Below are 20016 nucleotides of genomic sequence, written 5' to 3'. Positions count from 1 at the left end.
AGCAAAAGCAAGCAAACAACTAGGCCTTTTTGATCTGTTGATTTAGCTGAAAAAGGGCCAGATAGGCCATAAGCCCAGCCCCCAAGGGGAGGGCCGTTTTTTCATCTGGAGAAAACTTGGGGTGGTGCAAACCTGGACCAATGCCCGTGCCCAAGCGATAGAAGCAGGCGGGCATTTGTTGGGCATAAAAGCCAAAATCTTCGGCCCCCATGCGTTGGGGAAGAAGGACCAAATTATCCTTGCCGACATAGTCACGGGCGGCCTGCATCAGGCTATGCGTTAGGCTTTCTTCATTGTGTAGGTAGGGGTAGCCCTTTCTGATTTCTAGCTCGGCACGGCCACCCATACTTTGGGCCATTTGCTGACAGAGCTGCTGCATTTTTTGATGCGCCTCGGCTCGCCATTCTTCATTGAATGCCCTGAATGTGCCTTCAAGATCAATGCGTTCGGGCAATACATTGGTGGCCCCGCCAGCCGTATTCATCTTGCCAAAACTAAGGACCGAAGGCTGCAGCGGGTCTCTAAATCGGCTAATTAACTGCTGTAGGGCAATGACCAAATGCGAGGCAATCAGGACCACATCATTGCAATCTTGGGGTCGGGCGGCATGTCCCCCCTTACCATAAACAGAGAGATAAAGCTCATCGGCGGAGGCCATAAAAGGGCCGGGATGAAAACCTACCTGTCCAGCAGGCAGGCCAGGCTCTACATGCTGGCCCAGAATCGGAAAATCTCGGCTTTGATCCAGCCAACCCTCGGCCAAGACCTGGCTAGCGCCGCCGGGTAGTAGCTCCTCGCCGGGTTGGAAAATCAGTTGAACGCGGCCCTCAAACTCCTCCTTAAGTTCATTAAGGATAAAAGCGGTAGCGAGTAGGGAAGTCGTATGTACATCATGGCCGCAGGCGTGCATACGGCCCTCATTCTTAGAGCTAAAGGGCAGGCCCGTCTGCTCCTGGATAGGGAGCGCATCTATATCGGCACGGAGCGTAATGCAGGCCGCATCGGGATTTTTGCCTTCAATTTGGGCAAAAATCCCTGTTTTGACCATGCCTCTTTGGTAGCTAATGCCCCAGCGGTCTAGGCAAGAGGCGATATAATTAGCGGTTTCCCATTCTTCAAAAGAGAGTTCTGGATATTGGTGAAGATGTCGGCGAATGCTGATCCATTGCTCTAGTTGTTCTTGGGCCAGTTGTTTTATTTTATCTATCTTAATCATGTCAATAATTCTGAGTGAACTCAAAGATAAAAAATGAAAGAGATAGAATTTGAACTAAATGGCGAGGCCTACTCCCTACGCCTATTTCGGCCCGAATATACAGCGGCCTTACAGCAGGCTGCCGATTATCCAGAAGTGGCCAAAGGCATGAGCGATCGTTTTGCTTCGCCATATACCTTAGCCACTGCAGAGGCCTTTGTGAATCAGGTAGCCATCCCTTCGGATGGGGGCATCTTAGCCATCTTTGCCCAAGAGCAATTGATTGGGGGAATTGGTCTGCATGCACAGCAAGATGTTTGGCGCTACAATATGGAAATTGGCTATTGGTTAACGCCTGCCTTTTGGGGCCGAGGGCTGATGAAAAAGATCTTGCCCTTATTCTTAGAGCGGGCTTGGGGCCGTTATCCAGACTTACATCGGGTGGTGGGGACCGTATTCAGCTTTAATCTGGGCTCGGTCAAGGTATTAGAAGCTGCAGGCTTCCGTTTAGAGGGCAAATCTCTAGAAGCGGTTTATAAGGCGGGCCAATTTTGGGATGAATACCATTATGCGCTTTTGAGAACCGAGGCCTAAACCCTCTTATTTAGCCCTCTTTCTTCATCTTGTAGTAATTACTTTCGCTCATGCCTAAAATCTCCCAAACCGGTTGAGCGGGAAAGTTTTCCTCTACCCAACTAATAAGGGCCTTTTTATAGCGCTTCTCCAGAATTTTATAGGTCTTTTCTTCTGTCTCTGAGGCAATGAGCTCCAGATCAAAGAGGTCTTGAAAGGCTTGGGGCAACTTAGTTTGCTTAGGAAAATGCCCATGATAGGCCTTAAACTCCTTTTTGGCAAAGGCCAGAGGGCTATCTACTCCCTCTAGTTGTTGAGCCTCTTGGGGTAAATCCATAAAGGCCTTATAATAGATGGCTATCTTTTGCAAATCTCTAAAGTTGCCCCACAAAGGCTGCTTTTTGAGCCATTGGAAAAGCTCTGGAGATTTAGGACAGGGGTAGCTAGGGGCAAAGCGCAGTTGCGTCCAAACGGTTTCCCAGTCTTTTTCAATTTCATCTCGACTTTCCCGCAGTGGGGGCAGCTCAATCAGGAGCTGAGAGATACGATCAAAGAAGTCGGCCAATAAAAGCTCCCGCAGCTCTTCAATACTTTTGTTGCTAGCAAAAACAGCAGTAAACTGACTTTGCTGTTCTTGGCTGCTCCCCATGGGCCGAAAACGATAGTTGTTGTTCTCATCGGTTTGTAGGGCTTTCATGAGTTTGCCCTGTACCCGCTTACTCAAATGATGTACCTCATCAAAGAAGAGAATTCCGCCCCGAGCTTCTTCAAATAAGCCCTTTTTGGCTTGATCTGCCCCAGTATAGGCCCCCTTGCTATGTCCAAAAAACTCCGATTCAGCCTTGTTATCATCATCAAAGGAGGCACAATTGATGGCTAAGACCTTGCGGTTTTCTCGCTCCAATCTTGAAATCATTCTGGATTTTCCCGTTCCTCTTTCGCCCAAAATCAATATGGCAAAACCTTGCTCTATATAGGTCTTCATCTTGAGATCAGCCAAACGCCGCTGGGGCGATTGTAGGTTGTCATGCTCATATAAGTTGGCCGATAAACTAGAAATTAGGCGGCTGGGAATCTCCTGAATTTGGAAATTCTTAAAACGAGGATCTGCGCCTTTGGTCTTAACATCATAGACCTTGATGAATCGACAGTTGGGGGGCAAGAGCCCCGCCTCGGCCAGGACAAACCAAGCGACCTGCGTTTCATTACTGCCCAAACTGACATTGATGATATAATTGGCCTCGGCCCCATGATGGGCCAAAAGAGTTTTGAAAAATCCTTGCAAAACAGCCAAAATACTCTGCTCGTCTCGCAAGTTTGGTAGCTCTTCTTGGCTAAAATGAATGGCCTCAAAACGAGCTTGATAATAAGGCGCAGCAGGCGACCTTCTCCTAAACCATGCTAGCTGACTGTCAATGGGATAATGCTGCATATCCCGCCAAATTTGCCCCTCAAAGTCTTCCAAACGATCGGGATAATGTTCCTTTACATAAGCCATCTCATCTACCCAAGAGGAAAGATCCTGCGCAATCACCTCTCTCCAAACCTCCTGCATCTGCGTCTCCTCCACTGCTTTGTCTACCTCATACATATTCTTCCGATAGCTCAAACGCCGAAGAGATAAACGGTCCAAAACAGTCTGCTCGGCACATAAATAATAGACCTTGTCAAATAAAAATCCAGGCTGCCGATTTGCCGAAAAGGCCTCGCTCAATTCTAACTGACAAAGCCCTTCCTTATACAAGGGCTTTTCCGATAATTGCAGCTCCCCCCGCCAAAAAGCCGCCAATTGATGCTGCAAAAATGCAATACCATGAGTAGTATAATGCCAACTGATGTAAATGTTTTCTTTTGCCATAGTTTTGAGGGTTAAATGAGGGGCTTTTGGGGCCTCCCGCAGCAAGCTGCGGGCGCTATGCTTTGGGGCTCGCAGGTCTGCTCGGCCCTGCGGCGGCTTTGCCGCCTAGGTCTGGCCCTTTGGGCCACCCCGCCGCAGCGCTAGGCCAAATAGAAGCCCTTCGCTTCGGCCATCCTTGGATAGAAATTTCAGGCTACTCAAGGCATTTTTTAAAGGCATAGCCCTAGCTATGGCTGAGAAAAATAACGCAGAATAGCAGGAAATTGCATCAAAGGATAGAAGTGAGAGGACTGCTATTTGGCCTTTAGCCATTTGGCCTTCGGCCAAGGCGGCGAAGCCGCCTAAGTATTGCCCTAAATTTATCCTGAAACTGTAAAAAAATACATAGATTCCAAAATTTTACAGCAGCTTTAAATTAGCTTGTTTTTGTAAGTTGTTGGTTGTTAGTTGTTTAGTTGGTTTTTGTTTTTTGGCACATCCTTTTGATTAGCTGAAATAAGTGGAGCACAAAAGGGGCACAAAGACAAAACTCTCCTTTTGAGCTAGTTCCCAACAGCCTTCCCTAAACCATAAATTGAAAAAATGCACATTCTAAAAATTATTCATGGCTATCCGCCGGGCTACAGTGCAGGCTCCGAAGTCTATAGCCAGAGCCTCTGCCAAGAACTGCATCGGCAGGGGCATCGGCTCAGCATTTTCAGCCGAGAGGAGGAACCTTATCGGCCAGATTTTGAGCTGCGTTCTTTTAAAGATGAGCAGGGCTTACAGTTTCATTTGGTCAATATGCCCAGAGACAAAGATGGCTATTGGCAGCCGCAGGTCGACCAAAAGCTGGCGGCTATTTTGGCCCAAGACCGTCCAGATGTGGCTCATATTGGCCATCTTAATCATCTGTCCTTGGGCTTGGTCCAAGCGCTGAAAAAGGCGGGGGTGCCTATTCTCTTTACCTTGCATGACTTCTGGCTGATGTGTCCCCGAGGTCAGTTTCTACAGCGCAACTTTGATGGCCAAAACTGCTATCAGCTCTGTACGGGTCAAGAGGACCAAAAATGTGCGGCCTCTTGCTACAAAATGCTCTTTTCTGGCCATCCAGAAGAAGAAGCCGAAGACCTAGCCTATTGGAGCCGATGGATCGGCCGACGGATGCAGAAAACAAGAGAAATTATTGGGCTAGTCGATCATTTTATTGCGCCCTCTCGCTATCTGATGAATCGCTTTATCAAGGACTTTAATTTGCCTGCCGAAAAAGTAAGTTATCTAGATTATGGCTTTCCAACGCATTATTTAAGTCCGCCCAAAACAGCTCGAAAAGCTGGACCTTTTCGCTTTGGGTATATCGGCACGCATATTCCCGCCAAGGGGGTCAACCTACTCATAGAGGCCTTTAAGGGCTTGGATCAAGCGGCAGAGCTAAAGATTTGGGGCTGGAAAGACAGCCAAAGCCAAAAGGCCTTAAACGCCATGAGCGCAGCACAAAGTCAGCGGATTTCATTTTGTGGGGGCTATGCCAATGAAGATTTGGTCCAAGAGGTCTTTGCTCAGGTAGATGCCATTGTGGTCCCTTCTATTTGGGGCGAAAACTCTCCTTTGGTGATTCATGAGGCGCAGGCGGCTCGTTTGCCTGTCATCACGGCAGATTATGGCGGCATGGCAGAATATGTAGCGCATGGGGTCAATGGCCTGCTCTTCAAGCACCGAGATGGTCCATCATTGCAAGAGCAAATGGCCTGGGCCATTCAACATCCCGAAGAAATGAAGCAATTGGGCCAAAGAGGCTATCTCTATGATGCCGCCGGAGAGGTCCCTGATATAAAAACACATACAGCAACCATTTTAGAACAGTATAAAGCTATTTTGCATGTCCAAGCCTAAAGACTTTTGGCGAATTACCATAGACACCAACCCTGAAGATTGCAACTTGCATTGTATTATGTGCGAGGAGCATAGTCCTTATAGTACATTTATCGCAGACCTCTATAAAAACACGGGCGTCAAGCGTCGCCGTATGCCTTTTGAGTGGGTGGTCCAGATTTTTGAGCAGGCCCAAGCCTTGGGCGTCAAAGAGATTATCCCCTCTACCATGGGCGAGCCCTTGCTCTATAAAGGCTTTGAGCAAATCTTTGATTTGAGTGAGCAGTATGGGATTAAAATCAACTTGACCACCAATGGGACCTTTCCTAAAAAGCCCGTAGAGGTTTGGGCCAAACTGATTGTACCACAAACCACAGACATTAAAATCTCTTGGAATGCGGCCACAGCCAAAACGGCTGAGGAAGTCATGCCTGGAATTAACTTCGAGCAGTGTGTAGATCATGTCCGTCGCTTTGTGGCTGTAAGGGACCAGCATTTTGCAGAAACGGGCTATTATTGCCGTGTGAGTTTCCAACTCACCTTCATGCAAAACAATATGCATGAACTAGCCGATATCATCAAGCTAGCGGCTAGTCTTGGCGTAGATCGGGTAAAAGGGCATCAGTTGTGGGATCATTTTGATGAAATCAAGGACCTGTCTTTTCGTAAGGATGCCCAAAGCATGGCCCAATGGAACCAATATGTAGAAGAGGCCTATGCGGCTAGAGACCAATATTTACTGCCCAATGGCAAAGCTGTTTTACTAGAAAATATTGTCCCCCTAACGGCAGGCGCAGCAGAGGCGGTCCCAGAAGACTACGACTGCCCTTTCTTAAATAAAGAACTTTGGGTCTCGGCCACCGGGAAAATATCGCCCTGCTGCGCCCCCGATGAGCAGCGGCAAGCCTTAGGCGACTTTGGTAGTATTCAGAACCGCAGCCTTGTGGAGGTCCTACAAAGTAAAGCCTACGTAGAATTGGTAGAAAACTATAAGGAAAAGCCCCTTTGCCAAGGCTGTACGATGCGGAAGTAGGCGTAGATAAAAAACCGCTATACTAAAACTAGTATAGCGGTAAAAAAGGGCTACTTCTTTGGTTTAGAAGAGCAATTATCACGTCCCTTACCAGAAGGGTTTCCAGTTGTACTTGGTAGGTTTAAGCCTGTTTTCTTTGTTGATTTGGCCATGTTCTGTCAATTTAGAAGTGATTAAATTTATTGGATGTTAGTCAACAAGATCTTCCCAATCATTTGGACGCTCATCATAGTCTCTAGAAGTCCAGTATGCATCATTATTGGGGTTAAGTTGGTCAGCACGATTGTCTATATCGTGTTGTTCCATTTCATCAGAATCTTTTCCATCGTATTTCATAAGCATTGATTTTAAATAAGTAAATAATAGTGTATCAGCTGATTACTCTACAAATGTAGGGCATAGGTAAGAGGCATATTGATACCCGCAAAAAAAGACTAAATAACCCGCAAAAAAATACATAAATGAAAGTGTCAATAGATAAACAGCACGCAAAAAGAAAGGCAGCTATTCAGAAATTGAATAACTACCTTGAGAATCCAGGACGATTTTCTATTCTTATCCTAGGAAAAACAGGGACTGGAAAAACATTTTGGCTAGAACAGTTTGCAGAAAAAAAAGGAATAGAAGTGATTATGGTAAAAGGGCGCTTAACCGAAGAGACAAAAGATTTTTGGGCGCATATTTTAAAAAAAGCACATCAGAAAATCCTTTTGATTAAGGATGTGGAGTATTTGTCTAAAAAAAGCCAAGAGTTGTTATTTGAAGGGCTGTCGACTAAGGATGGGAAATTTGGCTTAGCTGAAAAAGAGTATGAGGTACGTGTTGTCTTTAGTTCCTCTAAACCTATTGCGAACCTAAGAGATAGTCGGCAATACTTGAGCAATCATTTTTTTGATCGCATTGCTCAACTTGTAGTGGAGTTTCCGAGCTTTGATAGTTGTTCCGCTAAGATTGTTGAAGACTTTAAGGTAAGTTGGAAAAAGTTTGGGTTTAAAAAAGCGCCTTACCCTAAAGTGTTAGAAGATTTCCTAAAGGAGAAGGGGCATAGCTTTAATGGAAATTTCAGAGACCTGGATAAACTTTGTATAAGCTGGGATCAATCTTATAGAGATATTTTAGCTGAAAAAGAGGTGGACGATAAGCATTTGGCGCAAGAAGTTATAGCAGGATTCAAGAAATACAATCATTTTCCCGAAAGTAAAGAGACAGGCATTTATGAATTCAGTATCGAAGATAAAAGTGCTGATGAGCTAATTAGAAACTTTAAGGCAAAACTTAAATATTGGGCTGTAGAGAAATATGGCACTTTACAAAAAGCAGGGGAGGCTTTAGGAGTGAGTCATCGAACTTTAGAGCGCTGGTAGCTTAGCTTACTCTCTAGCTCAGCCGCAGGCCTTTTTTGGCCTAGCGATGCGGCGGGGTGGCCGTTAGGCCAGACCGAGGCGGCAAAGCCGCCGAAGGGCCGAGCAAATAGCGAGCCCCAAAGCGTAGCGCCTGCCGTAGGCAGGAGGCCCCAAAATCAAATCATGTAGAACAGAAAAAAATGAGTATTAGTCAGGAGTTGAAGAATAGTTTTACCAGTTATTGGCATTATTTGCCCTTGCGGACCGCCTGCCAGCTGGGGGTATTTGATGCGCTTTGGGAGGGGCCGCTTAGTTTGGCTGAGTTGGCCGAAAAGCTAGGGGCTAAACAGGCTAGTTTGCAGTTATTATTGGCGGCTTTGGAGCAATTGGCGGCCTTGAGGACCGAAAATGGGCAGTATGTTTTGGCCGAAAAAGGGGCGCAACTGGCGGAGGAACATCCCCAATCTTTGAAGTATGCTTGTTTGCTTTGGGGGGAGGAGCATTTGCGGGCTTGGCAGCATTTGGCGCAGAGTATTCGCAGTGATGAGGCCGTTTTTGAGCAGCTATATGGACAGCCTTTTTTTGATTATTTGGATGAGCAGCCCGAGAGCAATCGGATTTATCATTTGGCGATGAACGAATATGCGCGGGATGATTATGCGCAGTTGGGCGAGCAGTTGGATTTGTCGGAAGCTAAGGCTGTGATGGATTTGGGAGGCGGTCTGGGGGCTTTGCTCAAGGCCTTGGCGAGGGTTCATCCTCAGCCTAAATATTATTTATTAGACAAGCCCAAGGTCTTGGCTTTATTGCCAGCGGGGGAGCTGCCTTTTCGGCCTATTCCAGCCGATTTTTTTGCGCCTATTCCCCAAGTCGCGGAGCATATTTTTCTGGCCAGAGTGCTACATGATTGGCCCGATGAAGCTGCCTTGAAAATATTGGAAAACGTTTATGCCGCCTTGCCAAAAGGAGGGCGAATGTATATCTTAGAAATCCTAAAAGAGCAGCTAGCCGATGGGGCCGAGCTGCTTAGTTTGAATATGTTGGCCATTTGCAAGAGCCAAGAACGGACCTTAGCTGCCTATCGGAAATTAGCAGAGAAAATAGGCTTTGCTTATCTAGAAAAGCGTCCGATCAATGATTTACAGACCCTATTGATATTTGAGAAAAGATGAATTGGAAAAACATAAAAGTCAATGCAGAGGGCAATGGATTTTGCTTGGAAGGGCAAGCTATATTTGGTCCTTATAAGTCGGTATTAAAGTTTCATGCGCCGGGTTTGGCGCCTGTAGAAGACGAAACGGGCAGTTATCATATCAACAGCGAGGGCATGGCCCTTTATCGGCAGCGATATTTGCGGACCTTTGGTTATTATTGTGAGCGGGCGGCGGTATCTTCGGAGCAGGGGCAATTTCATATAGACACAAAAGGAAATGCCATTTATGGAGAGCGTTATGACTGGTGTGGGAACTATCAGCAAGACATTTGCACGGTCCGAAAAGGCGGGGAATACTTCCATATTGATCTGCAGGGACATCCGCTTTATGAGGAGCGTTATCGCTATGCGGGCGACTTTAGGGATGGCTATGCCTGTGTTCGTCAGGCCGATGGCTATTGTTTGCATATTGATTCTCAGGGCAGGGCCTTACATCCTTATCGCTATCTAGAACTAGATGTTTTTCACAAAGGATTTGCCCGGGCCAAAGATGAGGCGGGTTGGTTGCATATCGATTTGGCGGGGCGGCCCGTATATAATCGTCGATTTTTGCAGCTAGAGCCCTTTTACAATGGCTTTGCGTTGGTGCAGAACCAAGGGGGGGAACATGAAATTATTAACGAAAAAGGAGACTGTCAACATAAAATATGAAGCTTTATCTAGTGCGTCATGCCCAGCCTGCCCCCAAAGAATATCGGGGTTTTCCGGGGCCAGCCTTGGGCGAAAAGGGAAAAGAGCAAGCTCTAGCCATTGCCCAATATTTAGCAAAGAAAGATATTCAGGCCGTATATTGTAGCGATTATTTGCGGGTAGGGCAGACCTATGCGCCCTATGCTCAGCTTGTGCCAGCTTTGCAGCCGAAAGTAGTGCAGGCATTAAGAGAAAGAGAGAAAGAAATAGAGCCGCATGAGTCACTAGAACAAAGAGTGCAGGATTGGTATCGGGGAGAGCAGCAGCAGTTATGGGCTCGGCCCACGGCCATCTTTAGCCATTGTGGGCCCATCAATATGATTTTGGAGTATTTGGACCCCAAGAAAGAGCTACTCGACTACCCCTATACTTGTCCCTATGGTTGCCATACGCCTTTGGGCAGTATTTGGGAGCTAGAAATTGGAGAGGCTGGGGGAGTAGAAGGGGGGCTTTGGTGGAATCCCAAGTAGCGCATAAAGCCGCCAGCTTATAGAGATAAGTTGGCGGCTTTGGTTTGCTTAATACTGAGATATTTCTTTTGAGGACCAAAGAGTGCTAAACTAGTTTTAGTAGTTAAAACTATAGTACGAAAATCGTAACTTTGTTTTGCCTAGGATTATCTGGGGAACTGCTGATAAAACAAAACTGATGAGGGACCAAACTAGAAAGAGCGGTGATTTTAATGTCTTTGAAATAGAGCCTTTTGAGACAGAAAACAAAAAGCCGCTTCCTTATAAGAAGCGAGATTATTACAAGGTGAGTTTATTGGAGGGGAATAGTTTGATGCAGTATGCAGACAAAGTCATTCGGATACCTAAGCAGGCGTTGATTTTCACCAATCCATACATTCCTTATTGTTGGAAGCATTTTGAGAGTGTGCACAAGGGGCATTATGCTATTTTCAGCGATGATTTTTTTTACTCGTATAGTAAATTGTCAAAGTATAGTGTTTTTCAACCTAAGGGGCATCATGTCTTTGAGTTAGACGATGAGCAATTGGCTTGGGTAAAAGACATTTTTGCAAAGATGCACAAAGAGATTGCTTCTACTTATGAGTTTAAGCTTGATGTACTTAGAATGCTGACCCAAGAGCTTATTCATTTTGCTATGAAATTGAAGCCTAGTGAAAGTCAACAGCATACTTTAAATGCAGCGGAGCGGATATCTACGCTTTTTTTTGAATTATTGGGTCGACAGTTCCCTTTAGATGAGTTACATCCAAGAGTAGAGTTGCGGACGGCTTCTGAATTTGCTGAAAAGTTGAATATTCATCCTAACTATTTAAATAGAGTACTCAAAGAAACAGTTGATAAAACGACAAGTCAAATTATCCAAGAGCGAATATTGAGAGAGGCAAAAATCCTTTTAAAGGATACGAGCTGGAATATTTCGGAAATTGCCTATGGCTTGGGCTTTACTGAGGCTACTCATTTTAATAACTTTTTCAAGAAACAATTGAAAATGACCCCTGGTCAATTTAGGAAGGTTTGAATTTCGTAATCTTCTATTTTAAAAACGTCATTTTGCTGTTCCAACTTCCCTTAACTTTGTAAGGCAACAAAGGGAAGTAGTTGATGACTCCGCTATATCCTAAGATTCCTTTTGATGTGAACGTTTTCGTTTCGATTTCTATCGCTGAACTTAGCGATCAGAGTAGGGACTTTCATTTAAAAAAGTAAGTATGCGTAGTGCCGCTGCTTACCTGAGTTTGAGCTCCGAATAAGTTAAAGCATTAGATGAGGCTTTTAATTAATTGGGCGGCTTTGGACAAAGAGCTCTAGAAGCTCTTATCGCTGCTCACGATTTAGGTGTAAATGTTGGCTTGAGCTATCTCAGAACAGCAGGGAAATCCCCTCTCCCTAAAAAGTAATTTTCAATCACACAACCATCAAAAAACTAGTAAATGAATATGACTAGCGTAAAAGCTTATGGCACAGAGGCCGCTACTCAGCCTCTAGAAAGTATGCAAATCAAAAGAAGAACCCTTTTAGCTACAGATGTAGAAATGGAAATCCTGTTTTGTGGTATTTGCCATTCTGATCTACACTCGGTCCGCAACGATTGGGGCGGAACAACTTTTCCTATTGTCCCTGGCCACGAAATCTTAGGCCGAGTGACTCAAGTTGGGCCCGAAGTAAAAAACTTTAATGTAGGCGATCTAGCTGCTGTTGGCTGTATTGTCGATTCTTGCCAGCATTGCCAACATTGCGAGTCTGGAGAAGAACAGTTTTGTGAAGAAGGCATGACCTTCTCCTTCAACTCTCCAGATAAGGTTTCTGGTGGACGAACCTATGGCGGCTTCTCCAAATTCTATGTTTGTAATGAGGGCTATGTCTTGAAAATGCCCAACTTTGAGGACCTAGCCGCTGCGGCTCCCTTACTTTGTGCAGGCATCACGGTTTATTCCCCCCTCAAACATTGGAAGGCTGGTCCAGGCAAAAAAGTAGCTGTTATTGGTATTGGTGGACTGGGCCATTTGGCCGTTCGTATCGCTAAAGCCATGGGGGCAGAAGTAGCCGTATTCACCCGTTCTGTAGCTAAGGCCGAAGATGCTAAACGCTTAGGGGCTGATCAAGCGATCTTATCTACTGATCCCGAAGCCATGGCCCAAGCCAAAGGCTTTGATCTCATCATTGATACAGTTTCTGCCAAACATGATGTGAACAGTTATTTGAGTGCCCTAGCCGTAGATGGTAGCCTCGTTATTGTGGGCCTACCCGCTCAACCGCTAGAAGTAGGCGCCTTCCAATTGGTAAAAGGACGCAAAAGCTTTTCAGGCTCTAATATCGGTGGTATTGCAGAAACCCAAGAAATGCTAGACTTCTGTGCCGAGCACCAAATTGTTGCCGACGTAGAACGCATCAATATCCAAGAGGTAAATGAAGCCTTTGACCGACTCGAAAAAGGCGATGTGAGATACCGCTTCGTTATTGATATGGCTTCTTTGGAGGCTTAGATTGTAGCACTAGAGAAAACCAAAGCCGCAAGTTGTATGACTTGTGGCTTTTTTATTTCCTCATCTTATACAGCACAAAAAAAAATCCCGACATCTTCCGATATCGAGATTTTTTGGTGCCCAGGACAAGAGTCGAACTTGCACGCCTGTAATTAGGCACTACCCCCTCAAAGTAGCGTGTCTACCAATTCCACCACCTGGGCAAGAGTAATTATACACTATCGTTCCCTCAAGTGCGATGCAAATATAGGCGCTCCAATTGGTTTGTCCAAATAAAGCGCCTAGTTTTTTGCTTATTTTTTAGATTTCCATAGAGTGGAAAACCTTCTGCACATCGTCATCATCCTCAAACTTATCAATAAGGTTCTCTATTTCAGCAATTTGATCGGGGTCTTCCAACTTTTTACTCGCATTGGCAAAACGCTGCAAACTAGCCTCTTTTACCTCCAAGCCCAACTCTTCCAACTTGGCTTGCATGTTTCCAAAGTCCTCAAAGGCCGTATAAATACAAACCTGATCCTCATTGATCTCAATCTCTTCGGCTCCTCCATCAATCAATTCCAACTCCAACTCTTCCATGTCCAAACCCTCGGCATCCAAAATAAATTCGCCCTGACGGTCAAACATAAAAGATACCGAACCCGAGGTCCCCAATGAACCATTAGAACGGCTAAAATAAAAACGCATATTGGCCACCGTCCGCGTCGGATTGTCCGTCAAGGTCTCAATAATAAAGGCTATACCATGAGGCCCATAACCCTCATATACCACCTCCTGCAAGTCCTCCGCATCCTTAGAGGTCGCCCGCTGAATGGCCGCCTCTACGTTCTTTTTAGGCATGTTGGCCACCTTGGCATTCTGTACCGCCAAACGCAATTTCGGGTTGTTCTCCGGATCAGGGCCCCCCTCTTTTACCGCCAATGCGATCTCTCTACCAATTTTTGTAAATACCTTGGCCATCTGGCTCCAACGCTTCATCTTGCGCTCTTTGCGATATTCAAATGCTCTTCCCATGATATATTATTCGTAATACGGTTTGTTAATATCTGCTCAGGACCCTAAGCCCCAAAAACAAGCCCCAAATTTAACAAAGCTTCAGCAAGATAACAAGTATTTACTTCAGCCTTTTTATTTGGGGCCTCCGCAGCAAGCTGCGGCGCTACGCTTTGGGGCTCGCAGGTCTGCTCGGCCCTGCGGCGGCTGCGCCGCCTTGGTCTGGCCTGACGGCCACCCCGCCGCATCGCTAGGCCGTTTGGCCCTGCGGGCCATGGCTGCCGCCTCCCCAGCCCACAAAAAAAACAAGCCCCACAAAAGTAGAGCTTGCCTGTAACCAATTTATAAACCACAGATTAAACAACTAAAACTAGTTAGTCAACAATAGGCGGCTCCGCCTCATCATTGCTCTGCTCTTCCAAACCATTGTTAGTGCTACGCTTGAAAAACTGAGACATCTCCTCTAGCCAAAAATCAATGCCCGGAATGTCTTCCTGGCTCATGTTCTTCAGATGTCGATACAGACTGTAAGAATACTGAAGGGTATCATAATCCAAAAGCGTCCGAGTGTCGCGAACCTTTTCATATAGCTCGCTAATTCTGCTTTCCATCTGCTCAAAGGCTTTACGCCCCTCAAAGTCTTTTTCATACTCTACAGCATCAAAGTAGCTCGGAAGCAACTGCCCCTTGGCCCGATAAAAATCATGCGCCTTGAACACAAATAGTTTGGCCTGCTCATTTACACTCCCATAACGCTGACGGTCCTCCGGGCTGATGTTGGTCAATTTGCCCTGCAGTAATTGCTCAATGGTCTCAAAGGCAGACATAATTTGCTGCAAATCACTAGCAAGCAAATCAATGCTAATTACATTTTTTCTAGACATAGGTCAAAATGTTTAATTGATTAAAAATTTATTAGTCAAGAACTTGTTCGACAACTACAAAGTTATAGTCCTTTTCGTTGTCTACGTTATAAACATAAGGTAAACAATTTAATAATGCAAGTTATAACTAATAAAAAATACGTTTTAGATACTATTTTTTAGTATTTGGCAGGTTTTTAGGCTAAATTGTTCGCATTAGGCGATAAAATTTAGCCATTTTGCTAGCTGTTGAACCTTAGGTAAAGGCTGATTTCCCTTTAGGGGGTCACTACCTCATCAAGAGGACCTCACTACCTCATCAAGATGATTTAAGAAGGTCCTCTCGAGGACCTTGTAAAATGGTCAAGAGGATCTATTAACGTCCTCCCGAGGAGCTTGCAAAATGGTCGTGAGGATCTATTAACGTCCTCCCGAGGATCTTGTAAAATGGTCAAGAGGATTTATTGACGTCCTCCCGAGGATTTTATGAGGTCCTCCTGATGATTTCTATAGGTCCTCGCTTGGAGGTAGAAGAATCCCCCTGAGGGGGTGCGCAACCCCTGCAGAGGGGTAGGGGACCCCCTCTAGAGGACTAGCATAAACCCTCTTCATTTGCTATAATAATTGGGGAGGAGACCTAGCCAATAGGCTAAGAATAGTCTCGCTAAATAGCGGCTGAATGAGTTAGAGTAAACTGCTGGGGATTAGCCCAAACAACAAAGCCCCCTAGCCGCTGCAAGCAACTAGGGGGCAAAGTATAAAGCAGGACAAAAAACAGCCCGCTAAGGCAATGACTGAAAAAAGGCCAGTATATTTTTGGCCTCAGCTTCCCAATAAGCATAGTTGTGCTCGGCCTTGGGGGGGGCAGAGTAATAGAGTAACTCCTGATCTAAACGGCTCTGCAAGCTATCAAAGAGTTGTTTAGACTGGGCAGGGGGGACCACCTTATCGGCTCCGCCATGCCCAATAAATATAGGCGTTTGCCAGTCGTCTATGCGAGCAATAACATTATCCACCGTTTTCCAGCGCTGACTAAATTGTTTGTAAGGTCCATAAAAGTTGCGCATCAGTCCATCATTGGGCATCTGGCTTTGGTCAAAATCTCCAGACAGGCAGGCCACTGCGGTCCAGCGCTCGGGCGCAGCCAAGGCCAAAAGAGCCGCTCCTCGGCCCCCAGTAGAAATACCCACTAAGAAATTGTCTTGCCCATCTACTAATAGCCCATATTCTAGCTGCAAATTAGGGAGCAGACTATCTAGGACCCAGTTTTGGTCGGGATAGCGCTTGTAACGAGCCTGGGTTTCTGGAAAATACTGACTACTATATAAGGAGCGTCCCATTTCGGGCATGATGAGTAGATAACCAGCATCCAAAAAGGTCTGGCAAAAGAGGGGGGCTTTCTGGCAGGCATCCTCCTTCGGGAAATTATAGCCAGGCAAAATAATGATACTGCCCTTAAAGGCGGCCCTAGGGAGTTGTATATCCACCTTATGCCCCCCAATCCTTAGGGTCGTCAGACTGTCGCTAAATTGGGCTAGCCGAGGCTGTGGCCCTTGGCGAATAGCGGGGGGGAGTTGGCTTGGGGGCAAACTGTCTGTTTGGCTACTATCTGCTAGGAGGGGGGCGGGCTCTGCCTCAGCCGATTGAGCAGGCTGGCAGGCAGGAAGTAGGCCCAAGACCAAGAGCAGCAAAAGGCCCAAAAGAAAGAGCGACTTGCCAGCCTGTTGGGGGCTATTAGGTGCATTTAGTGGGAGGGCCGAAAGGCCCTCTTTGGCTGCCCCTAGGGCAGTTTTTGGTTTTGGCCTAGCGATGTGGAGGGGGGCGGCGCAGCCGCAGACCGAGGCGGCTAAGCCGCCGAAGGGCCGAGCAGACTTGCGAGCCCCGGAACGTAGCGCCGACGACCAAAGGGAGGCGGAGGCCCCAAAAGAAAAGAAACTAATCATAACGGTAAAGGATAAAGTTATTGAAAACATTAGATTGGCGGGCGGTGGGCTGCTGTTGGCCCTGGCTGAGCTCTAGCACCCTGAGGCTGAGGAAGTCTCGCAGCTCGAGGATAGGAATTTGGCCATCATTATTGAGGTCAGCTTTCTTGCTTTTGATGCCCTCCAAAAGGGCGTAGGTAAAGAGGCCGTTGCCCCATTCATCCGATTCATAGGCCAGTTCGAAGCCGCCAGCGGCAGAAATAACCGTGACTCCCCGCTGCTGTTCTAGGTCCGAAAAAAGGGCCTTCATATAGGCAAAAGAGTTGTTGAGTCCTGTTTTGGGCCGGATCAGGGTACTGCCCGACTTGCTTCTTTTGAGTATGTTTTGGGCAAAGCTACTGACCGATTTCTTCTCGGTTTCTACCTCCTTATCCACTTCCCCAGAATGGCAGGCATCGAGCAGGAGCAGGCGGTTGCGGCAGGGCAGCCCATCCAGTAATTGCTCCATATCATCATAGGCCCAGCTTCCATTTTGGGGCTGATCAAATTGGCTATTGGGCAGGGCTAGGTAGTAGTTCAGGCTATCGTCTAGCAGGCCATGTGAAGAGATATAAAAGACAATTTGGTCATTGATTTTGGCCTGCTGCATGAAGGCCCTAGCGCTTTTTTGCAGTTGTTCTATGGGCATATTAGGGTCGAGTAAAAGTTGGTGGAACTGTCCTTTTTCTTGGGCTTCGGCTAAGGTTTGGGCCAGGTCATGGGCATCTTTTTTGGGGTACTTTAGGTTGCGGCTACTATCTTTAAACTCACTGACCCCAAGGCCCAAAAAGTAGAGTTGACTAGTTTGTTTCTCTTTGGGTTGGTAGGCCAGTTGAAAGCTCTGTTTGGCACTTTCTAGGCCTGCGGCATTGACCACCGACAGTTGAATTTTATTGGGGCCTTGGCCTAGTGGAATACTTAGTTTTTGGTGCAGGCTATCGCCAGGGCTGTTGTTTAGCTCGATGCCTTCTGCATTGGGGTAGGGCACGCCATTGACAAAGATGCGGAGTTTTTTTAGGGCCTGTTGCTGGTCAAAGGCGGTAATTTGGAAATGGATGAGGCTATCTTCTACAAAAATGGGGAGCTGCAATTGATTGACAATTTGAAGTTGGGGCAGCTCTAGCTCTTGCTCTAGTTGTTCCTCGGTAAAGCCGAGTCGCCGCACTCTTTTTTTCCAGGCCTTGGTATAAATATTTAGTTTGCGAGGGGCATCGCTAAAGGGGGCGAGGACCTTATCTGGGCGGTTAAATCGGAGGTCAAATTGATCGTAGGTATAGAGGTCGCCGGCATATCGAAAGCCAAGGCCAGCGGTATTGCTTCGGCTAGTTTTATAGTAATTTTCGGGCGAGATAATAAGGTAATCCAATTCATTATAGCCAATAAAAGAGGCCGCTAGGGCACATTTTTCTATATCCCAGGCCTTAATCAATCCATCTTCTGAGCAGCTATAGGCCTTTTTGCCTAGGGGGTCAAAGGCCAGGTCATTGATGCCGCCATTATGCCCTTTAAATTGGCAGAGCAGTTGTTTTTGGGGCCAATCCCAAAGCAGCACATCAAAGTCGATAACGGCCTGATAGGCCGTTTGTCCCGTGAGCAGGTATTGGCCATCTGGGCTAAAGGTTGCGCTTTGGATAACCCCCTCTTTGGGGCTGTTTACTTCCTCGATGAGTTCGCCTGTTTTATAGTTGTAGAGCAGCAGCTTGCTGAGCTCCTCCACTCTTTTTTTCTCCTGATTATAGACCACCTCAGTGACTGCAAAGAGTAGGGCGGGCTGTTGCGGATGCAGGCAGAGCATTCGCCAATAAGTAGCCGAGCTAGGCAGGGCAAATCGGATGCGTTTTTGGCTGCTTAGCTCTAGGCTGTAGGCTTGGTTTTGGGCGGCGGCAAGAAGGTAATCGCCAGCAGAATCAAGCAATAGACTTTTAAATATGGGCAGGGCAGATTCCTTAGATTCGATCTCAATTTCTTGTTCTAGTTTGTAGTTGGGCAGCTTCCATATAGAGTAATAAAAGCGGTTGTTTAAGGGGTTTTTGAGATTGACATCTACTTGTAGGGCCGCTATTTTTTGGCCATCGCCACTTAGGGCAAAGGCGCTGCAATTGTCGAGCTTCTTCTTGGCTAGCTTTCTAAAACTAGGGAGCTGATAGACCGTTAGTTCTGGCTGAGCTTTTTCATGAAACTCGAGTAGGGCCAGTTGTTTTTTATCTTGGCTTTGGCTAAGGCTTTGGGAGCTATGGATATAGCGTTCAATTTCTCCTTTTTTGATGGCCCAAGAGCGCAGCCCTCGGGTTTTGCCCATGTTAATGGAGAGGAGTTTATCGCCTTTGGGCGAGATGCCTAGCTGGGTAATCCACTTAAAATGCCCCTTAAACAGGCCCCTTTCTTTGCCCGTTTGGGCATCGACTAGCTGCACCCCTCTGAGGTCATTCATCTTGCTCGTCTTGCGGTTCACTTCGGTGCGAGTAATGGCCAGCCCCATAAACTGCCCATTGGGGCTAGGGCGAATTTGCTGACCAATATTTACCTGTACCAAATCGCCTTGGCCAAGGCCTTCCTTGTCCCAACTTTTCTTATTGACCACTAGTTCTTCTTGGAGCTGAGGACAGCTATAGACCTTGCATTCGGCATGTAGGTCCATAATCCAGAGCCGCTTGCCCGATATATCAAAACAAAAGTCTTGTACTGGGCTAAGCCCCTCAATACTGCCTATAAATTTCCCGCTCTGATAATCCCAAACATCTACGGCCATACGGCTGCCCGAATAGGCCGCCAGATAATCCTCATTGGGCGAAAGCAGCAGCTTATAATAGCTCCCCTTACCTACAAATAGTTGTTCTCTTTTGCCCGCTAGGCTATAGGCCCAAATGCTATCGGGCCGTTCAGGGACAATCACACGGGCTGTTTTTTGTCCCAAAATCCAGTTGCTCCAATTGCGCATAAAGGGCTTTGGGCTGTAGTCTATGGCCCCCGTTTTTAAATCTACCCAGGCTATGCCCTCGGGCAGTCGGACCATAACATGACCTGCCTTAGTCTCCGAAAATTGTAGGCGTTTGCCCAAAGCATCTACCTCCAGCTGATGCAAAAGTTTGCCTTCAGGTATGGACCAAATACAGAGCAACCGACTGCCGATAGAGACCAAAAACTGCCCATCCTTAGAAAAGCCAACATCCGTAATAGCTGCCTTATGTCCCCAAAGGACCTTATATTCTTGCTGTAGCCGCATCGACCAAATGCGCAGGCTGCGGTCATCGCCAGCCGTGGCCAAAAAACGCCCATCTTCCGAAAAGGCAAGGCTTCGGACATTACTGTGGTGGCCTTGGCTCACCACCAATTCAATATCTTCTGTTTGGGCCAAAAGCGCCCCACTACTCCAAAGCAGGAGCAAGAATAGGAAATAACGCATCATCATGTTTCTTATTTAGCAAAGCTTTATGCTCTTATTTTGGGGCTGCCCCGGCCTTTGGCCGGGTCGGGCTGTGTCGCAGCT

General features: G+C 46.6%; 16 protein-coding genes and 1 tRNA gene. 9 read left to right on the top strand and 8 right to left on the bottom strand.

Going from position 1 to position 20016, the window contains the following annotated elements:
* Positions 1 to 19 precede the first annotated feature (19 nt).
* Positions 20 to 1216: a M20 metallopeptidase family protein gene (locus SGRA_RS05600; protein ID WP_015691637.1), complete on the bottom strand. Its 1197-nt coding sequence runs from the start codon at positions 1214 to 1216 to the stop codon at positions 20 to 22.
* Positions 1217 to 1249: 33 nt separating this feature from the next.
* Between SGRA_RS05600 and SGRA_RS05595 the strand changes: the two genes are divergently transcribed.
* Positions 1250 to 1789: a GNAT family N-acetyltransferase gene (locus SGRA_RS05595; protein WP_015691636.1), complete on the top strand. Its 540-nt coding sequence runs from the start codon at positions 1250 to 1252 to the stop codon at positions 1787 to 1789.
* 10 nt (positions 1790 to 1799) lie between these two features.
* Here SGRA_RS05595 and SGRA_RS05590 read toward each other — a convergent pair whose 3' ends face one another.
* The gene (locus SGRA_RS05590; RefSeq protein ID WP_015691635.1) at positions 1800 to 3626 is read right to left on the bottom strand and encodes a sigma 54-interacting transcriptional regulator; all 1827 of its coding nucleotides are present in this window, start codon (positions 3624 to 3626) and stop codon (positions 1800 to 1802) included.
* 582 nt (positions 3627 to 4208) lie between these two features.
* On the opposite strand from SGRA_RS05590, the gene SGRA_RS05585 reads away from it, so the two are divergent.
* Entirely contained in the window at positions 4209 to 5498 is a 1290-nt protein-coding gene (locus tag SGRA_RS05585; RefSeq protein ID WP_015691633.1) for a glycosyltransferase, read from the top strand.
* Positions 5485 to 6510, top strand: a complete 1026-nt coding sequence (locus tag SGRA_RS05580; protein WP_015691632.1) for a radical SAM/SPASM domain-containing protein — start codon at positions 5485 to 5487, stop codon at positions 6508 to 6510. Before SGRA_RS05585 ends, SGRA_RS05580 begins: the two co-directional genes overlap by 14 nt.
* Before the next feature lie 189 nt (positions 6511 to 6699).
* On the opposite strand, the gene SGRA_RS23775 is transcribed toward SGRA_RS05580, so the two are convergent.
* Positions 6700 to 6846 carry a hypothetical protein gene (locus tag SGRA_RS23775; protein ID WP_187288193.1) on the bottom strand — a complete coding sequence of 49 codons (147 nt, stop codon included), beginning with the start codon at positions 6844 to 6846 and terminating at the stop codon, positions 6700 to 6702.
* 125 nt (positions 6847 to 6971) lie between these two features.
* Between SGRA_RS23775 and SGRA_RS05575 the strand changes: the two genes are divergently transcribed.
* The 6 genes from SGRA_RS05575 to SGRA_RS05550 all read left to right on the top strand — a co-directional run bounded on the left by SGRA_RS05575 (position 6972) and on the right by SGRA_RS05550 (position 12712).
* The gene (locus SGRA_RS05575) at positions 6972 to 7874 is read left to right on the top strand and encodes an AAA family ATPase (RefSeq protein ID WP_015691630.1); all 903 of its coding nucleotides are present in this window, start codon (positions 6972 to 6974) and stop codon (positions 7872 to 7874) included.
* 179 nt (positions 7875 to 8053) lie between these two features.
* A complete protein-coding gene (locus SGRA_RS05570) occupies positions 8054 to 9025 on the top strand; it encodes a methyltransferase (protein WP_015691629.1) in 972 nt (323 codons plus the stop codon).
* Positions 9022 to 9717, top strand: coding sequence for a WG repeat-containing protein (locus tag SGRA_RS05565; protein ID WP_015691628.1), 696 nt, complete (start codon positions 9022 to 9024; stop codon positions 9715 to 9717). The genes SGRA_RS05570 and SGRA_RS05565 overlap by 4 nt, the downstream gene beginning before the upstream one ends.
* Complete coding sequence (locus SGRA_RS05560) at positions 9714 to 10226, top strand: phosphoglycerate mutase family protein (RefSeq protein WP_015691627.1); 513 nt, start codon at positions 9714 to 9716, stop codon at positions 10224 to 10226. The genes SGRA_RS05565 and SGRA_RS05560 overlap by 4 nt, the downstream gene beginning before the upstream one ends.
* Before the next feature lie 136 nt (positions 10227 to 10362).
* Positions 10363 to 11247, top strand: a complete 885-nt coding sequence (locus SGRA_RS05555; protein ID WP_041329513.1) for a helix-turn-helix domain-containing protein — start codon at positions 10363 to 10365, stop codon at positions 11245 to 11247.
* 412 nt (positions 11248 to 11659) lie between these two features.
* The gene (locus SGRA_RS05550) at positions 11660 to 12712 is read left to right on the top strand and encodes an NAD(P)-dependent alcohol dehydrogenase (protein ID WP_015691625.1); all 1053 of its coding nucleotides are present in this window, start codon (positions 11660 to 11662) and stop codon (positions 12710 to 12712) included.
* Positions 12713 to 12826: 114 nt separating this feature from the next.
* Here SGRA_RS05550 and SGRA_RS05545 read toward each other — a convergent pair.
* From SGRA_RS05545 to SGRA_RS05520, 5 genes are all read right to left on the bottom strand, one after another.
* A tRNA-Leu gene (locus SGRA_RS05545) sits at positions 12827 to 12915 on the bottom strand.
* 97 nt (positions 12916 to 13012) lie between these two features.
* Complete coding sequence (locus tag SGRA_RS05540) at positions 13013 to 13726, bottom strand: YebC/PmpR family DNA-binding transcriptional regulator (protein WP_015691624.1); 714 nt, start codon at positions 13724 to 13726, stop codon at positions 13013 to 13015.
* 353 nt (positions 13727 to 14079) lie between these two features.
* The gene (locus SGRA_RS05530; RefSeq protein ID WP_015691622.1) at positions 14080 to 14589 is read right to left on the bottom strand and encodes a hypothetical protein; all 510 of its coding nucleotides are present in this window, start codon (positions 14587 to 14589) and stop codon (positions 14080 to 14082) included.
* Positions 14590 to 15350: 761 nt separating this feature from the next.
* Entirely contained in the window at positions 15351 to 16268 is a 918-nt protein-coding gene (locus tag SGRA_RS05525) for an alpha/beta hydrolase family protein (RefSeq protein ID WP_245538645.1), read from the bottom strand.
* A gap of 235 nt (positions 16269 to 16503) precedes the next feature.
* Complete coding sequence (locus tag SGRA_RS05520) at positions 16504 to 19938, bottom strand: caspase family protein (RefSeq protein WP_245538644.1); 3435 nt, start codon at positions 19936 to 19938, stop codon at positions 16504 to 16506.
* Between the last annotated feature and the right edge of the window lie 78 nt (positions 19939 to 20016).

The sequence above is a fragment of the Saprospira grandis str. Lewin genome (assembly GCF_000250635.1).
Taxonomy (GTDB): Bacteria; Bacteroidota; Bacteroidia; order Chitinophagales; family Saprospiraceae; genus Saprospira; species Saprospira grandis.
Note: the sequence above shows the minus strand (reverse complement) of the source record. Positions and strands in the feature narration are given on the sequence as shown.

Coding starts and splice junctions, on each gene's coding strand:
- SGRA_RS05600 (WP_015691637.1), bottom strand. CDS start 1,216: ATGATTAAGATAGATAAAATAAAACAACTGGCCCAAGAACAACTAGAG.
- SGRA_RS05595 (WP_015691636.1), top strand. CDS start 1,250: ATGAAAGAGATAGAATTTGAACTAAATGGCGAGGCCTACTCCCTACGC.
- SGRA_RS05590 (WP_015691635.1), bottom strand. CDS start 3,626: ATGGCAAAAGAAAACATTTACATCAGTTGGCATTATACTACTCATGGT.
- SGRA_RS05585 (WP_015691633.1), top strand. CDS start 4,209: ATGCACATTCTAAAAATTATTCATGGCTATCCGCCGGGCTACAGTGCA.
- SGRA_RS05580 (WP_015691632.1), top strand. CDS start 5,485: ATGTCCAAGCCTAAAGACTTTTGGCGAATTACCATAGACACCAACCCT.
- SGRA_RS23775 (WP_187288193.1), bottom strand. CDS start 6,846: ATGAAATACGATGGAAAAGATTCTGATGAAATGGAACAACACGATATA.
- SGRA_RS05575 (WP_015691630.1), top strand. CDS start 6,972: ATGAAAGTGTCAATAGATAAACAGCACGCAAAAAGAAAGGCAGCTATT.
- SGRA_RS05570 (WP_015691629.1), top strand. CDS start 8,054: ATGAGTATTAGTCAGGAGTTGAAGAATAGTTTTACCAGTTATTGGCAT.
- SGRA_RS05565 (WP_015691628.1), top strand. CDS start 9,022: ATGAATTGGAAAAACATAAAAGTCAATGCAGAGGGCAATGGATTTTGC.
- SGRA_RS05560 (WP_015691627.1), top strand. CDS start 9,714: ATGAAGCTTTATCTAGTGCGTCATGCCCAGCCTGCCCCCAAAGAATAT.
- SGRA_RS05550 (WP_015691625.1), top strand. CDS start 11,660: ATGAATATGACTAGCGTAAAAGCTTATGGCACAGAGGCCGCTACTCAG.
- SGRA_RS05540 (WP_015691624.1), bottom strand. CDS start 13,726: ATGGGAAGAGCATTTGAATATCGCAAAGAGCGCAAGATGAAGCGTTGG.
- SGRA_RS05530 (WP_015691622.1), bottom strand. CDS start 14,589: ATGTCTAGAAAAAATGTAATTAGCATTGATTTGCTTGCTAGTGATTTG.
- SGRA_RS05520 (WP_245538644.1), bottom strand. CDS start 19,938: ATGATGATGCGTTATTTCCTATTCTTGCTCCTGCTTTGGAGTAGTGGG.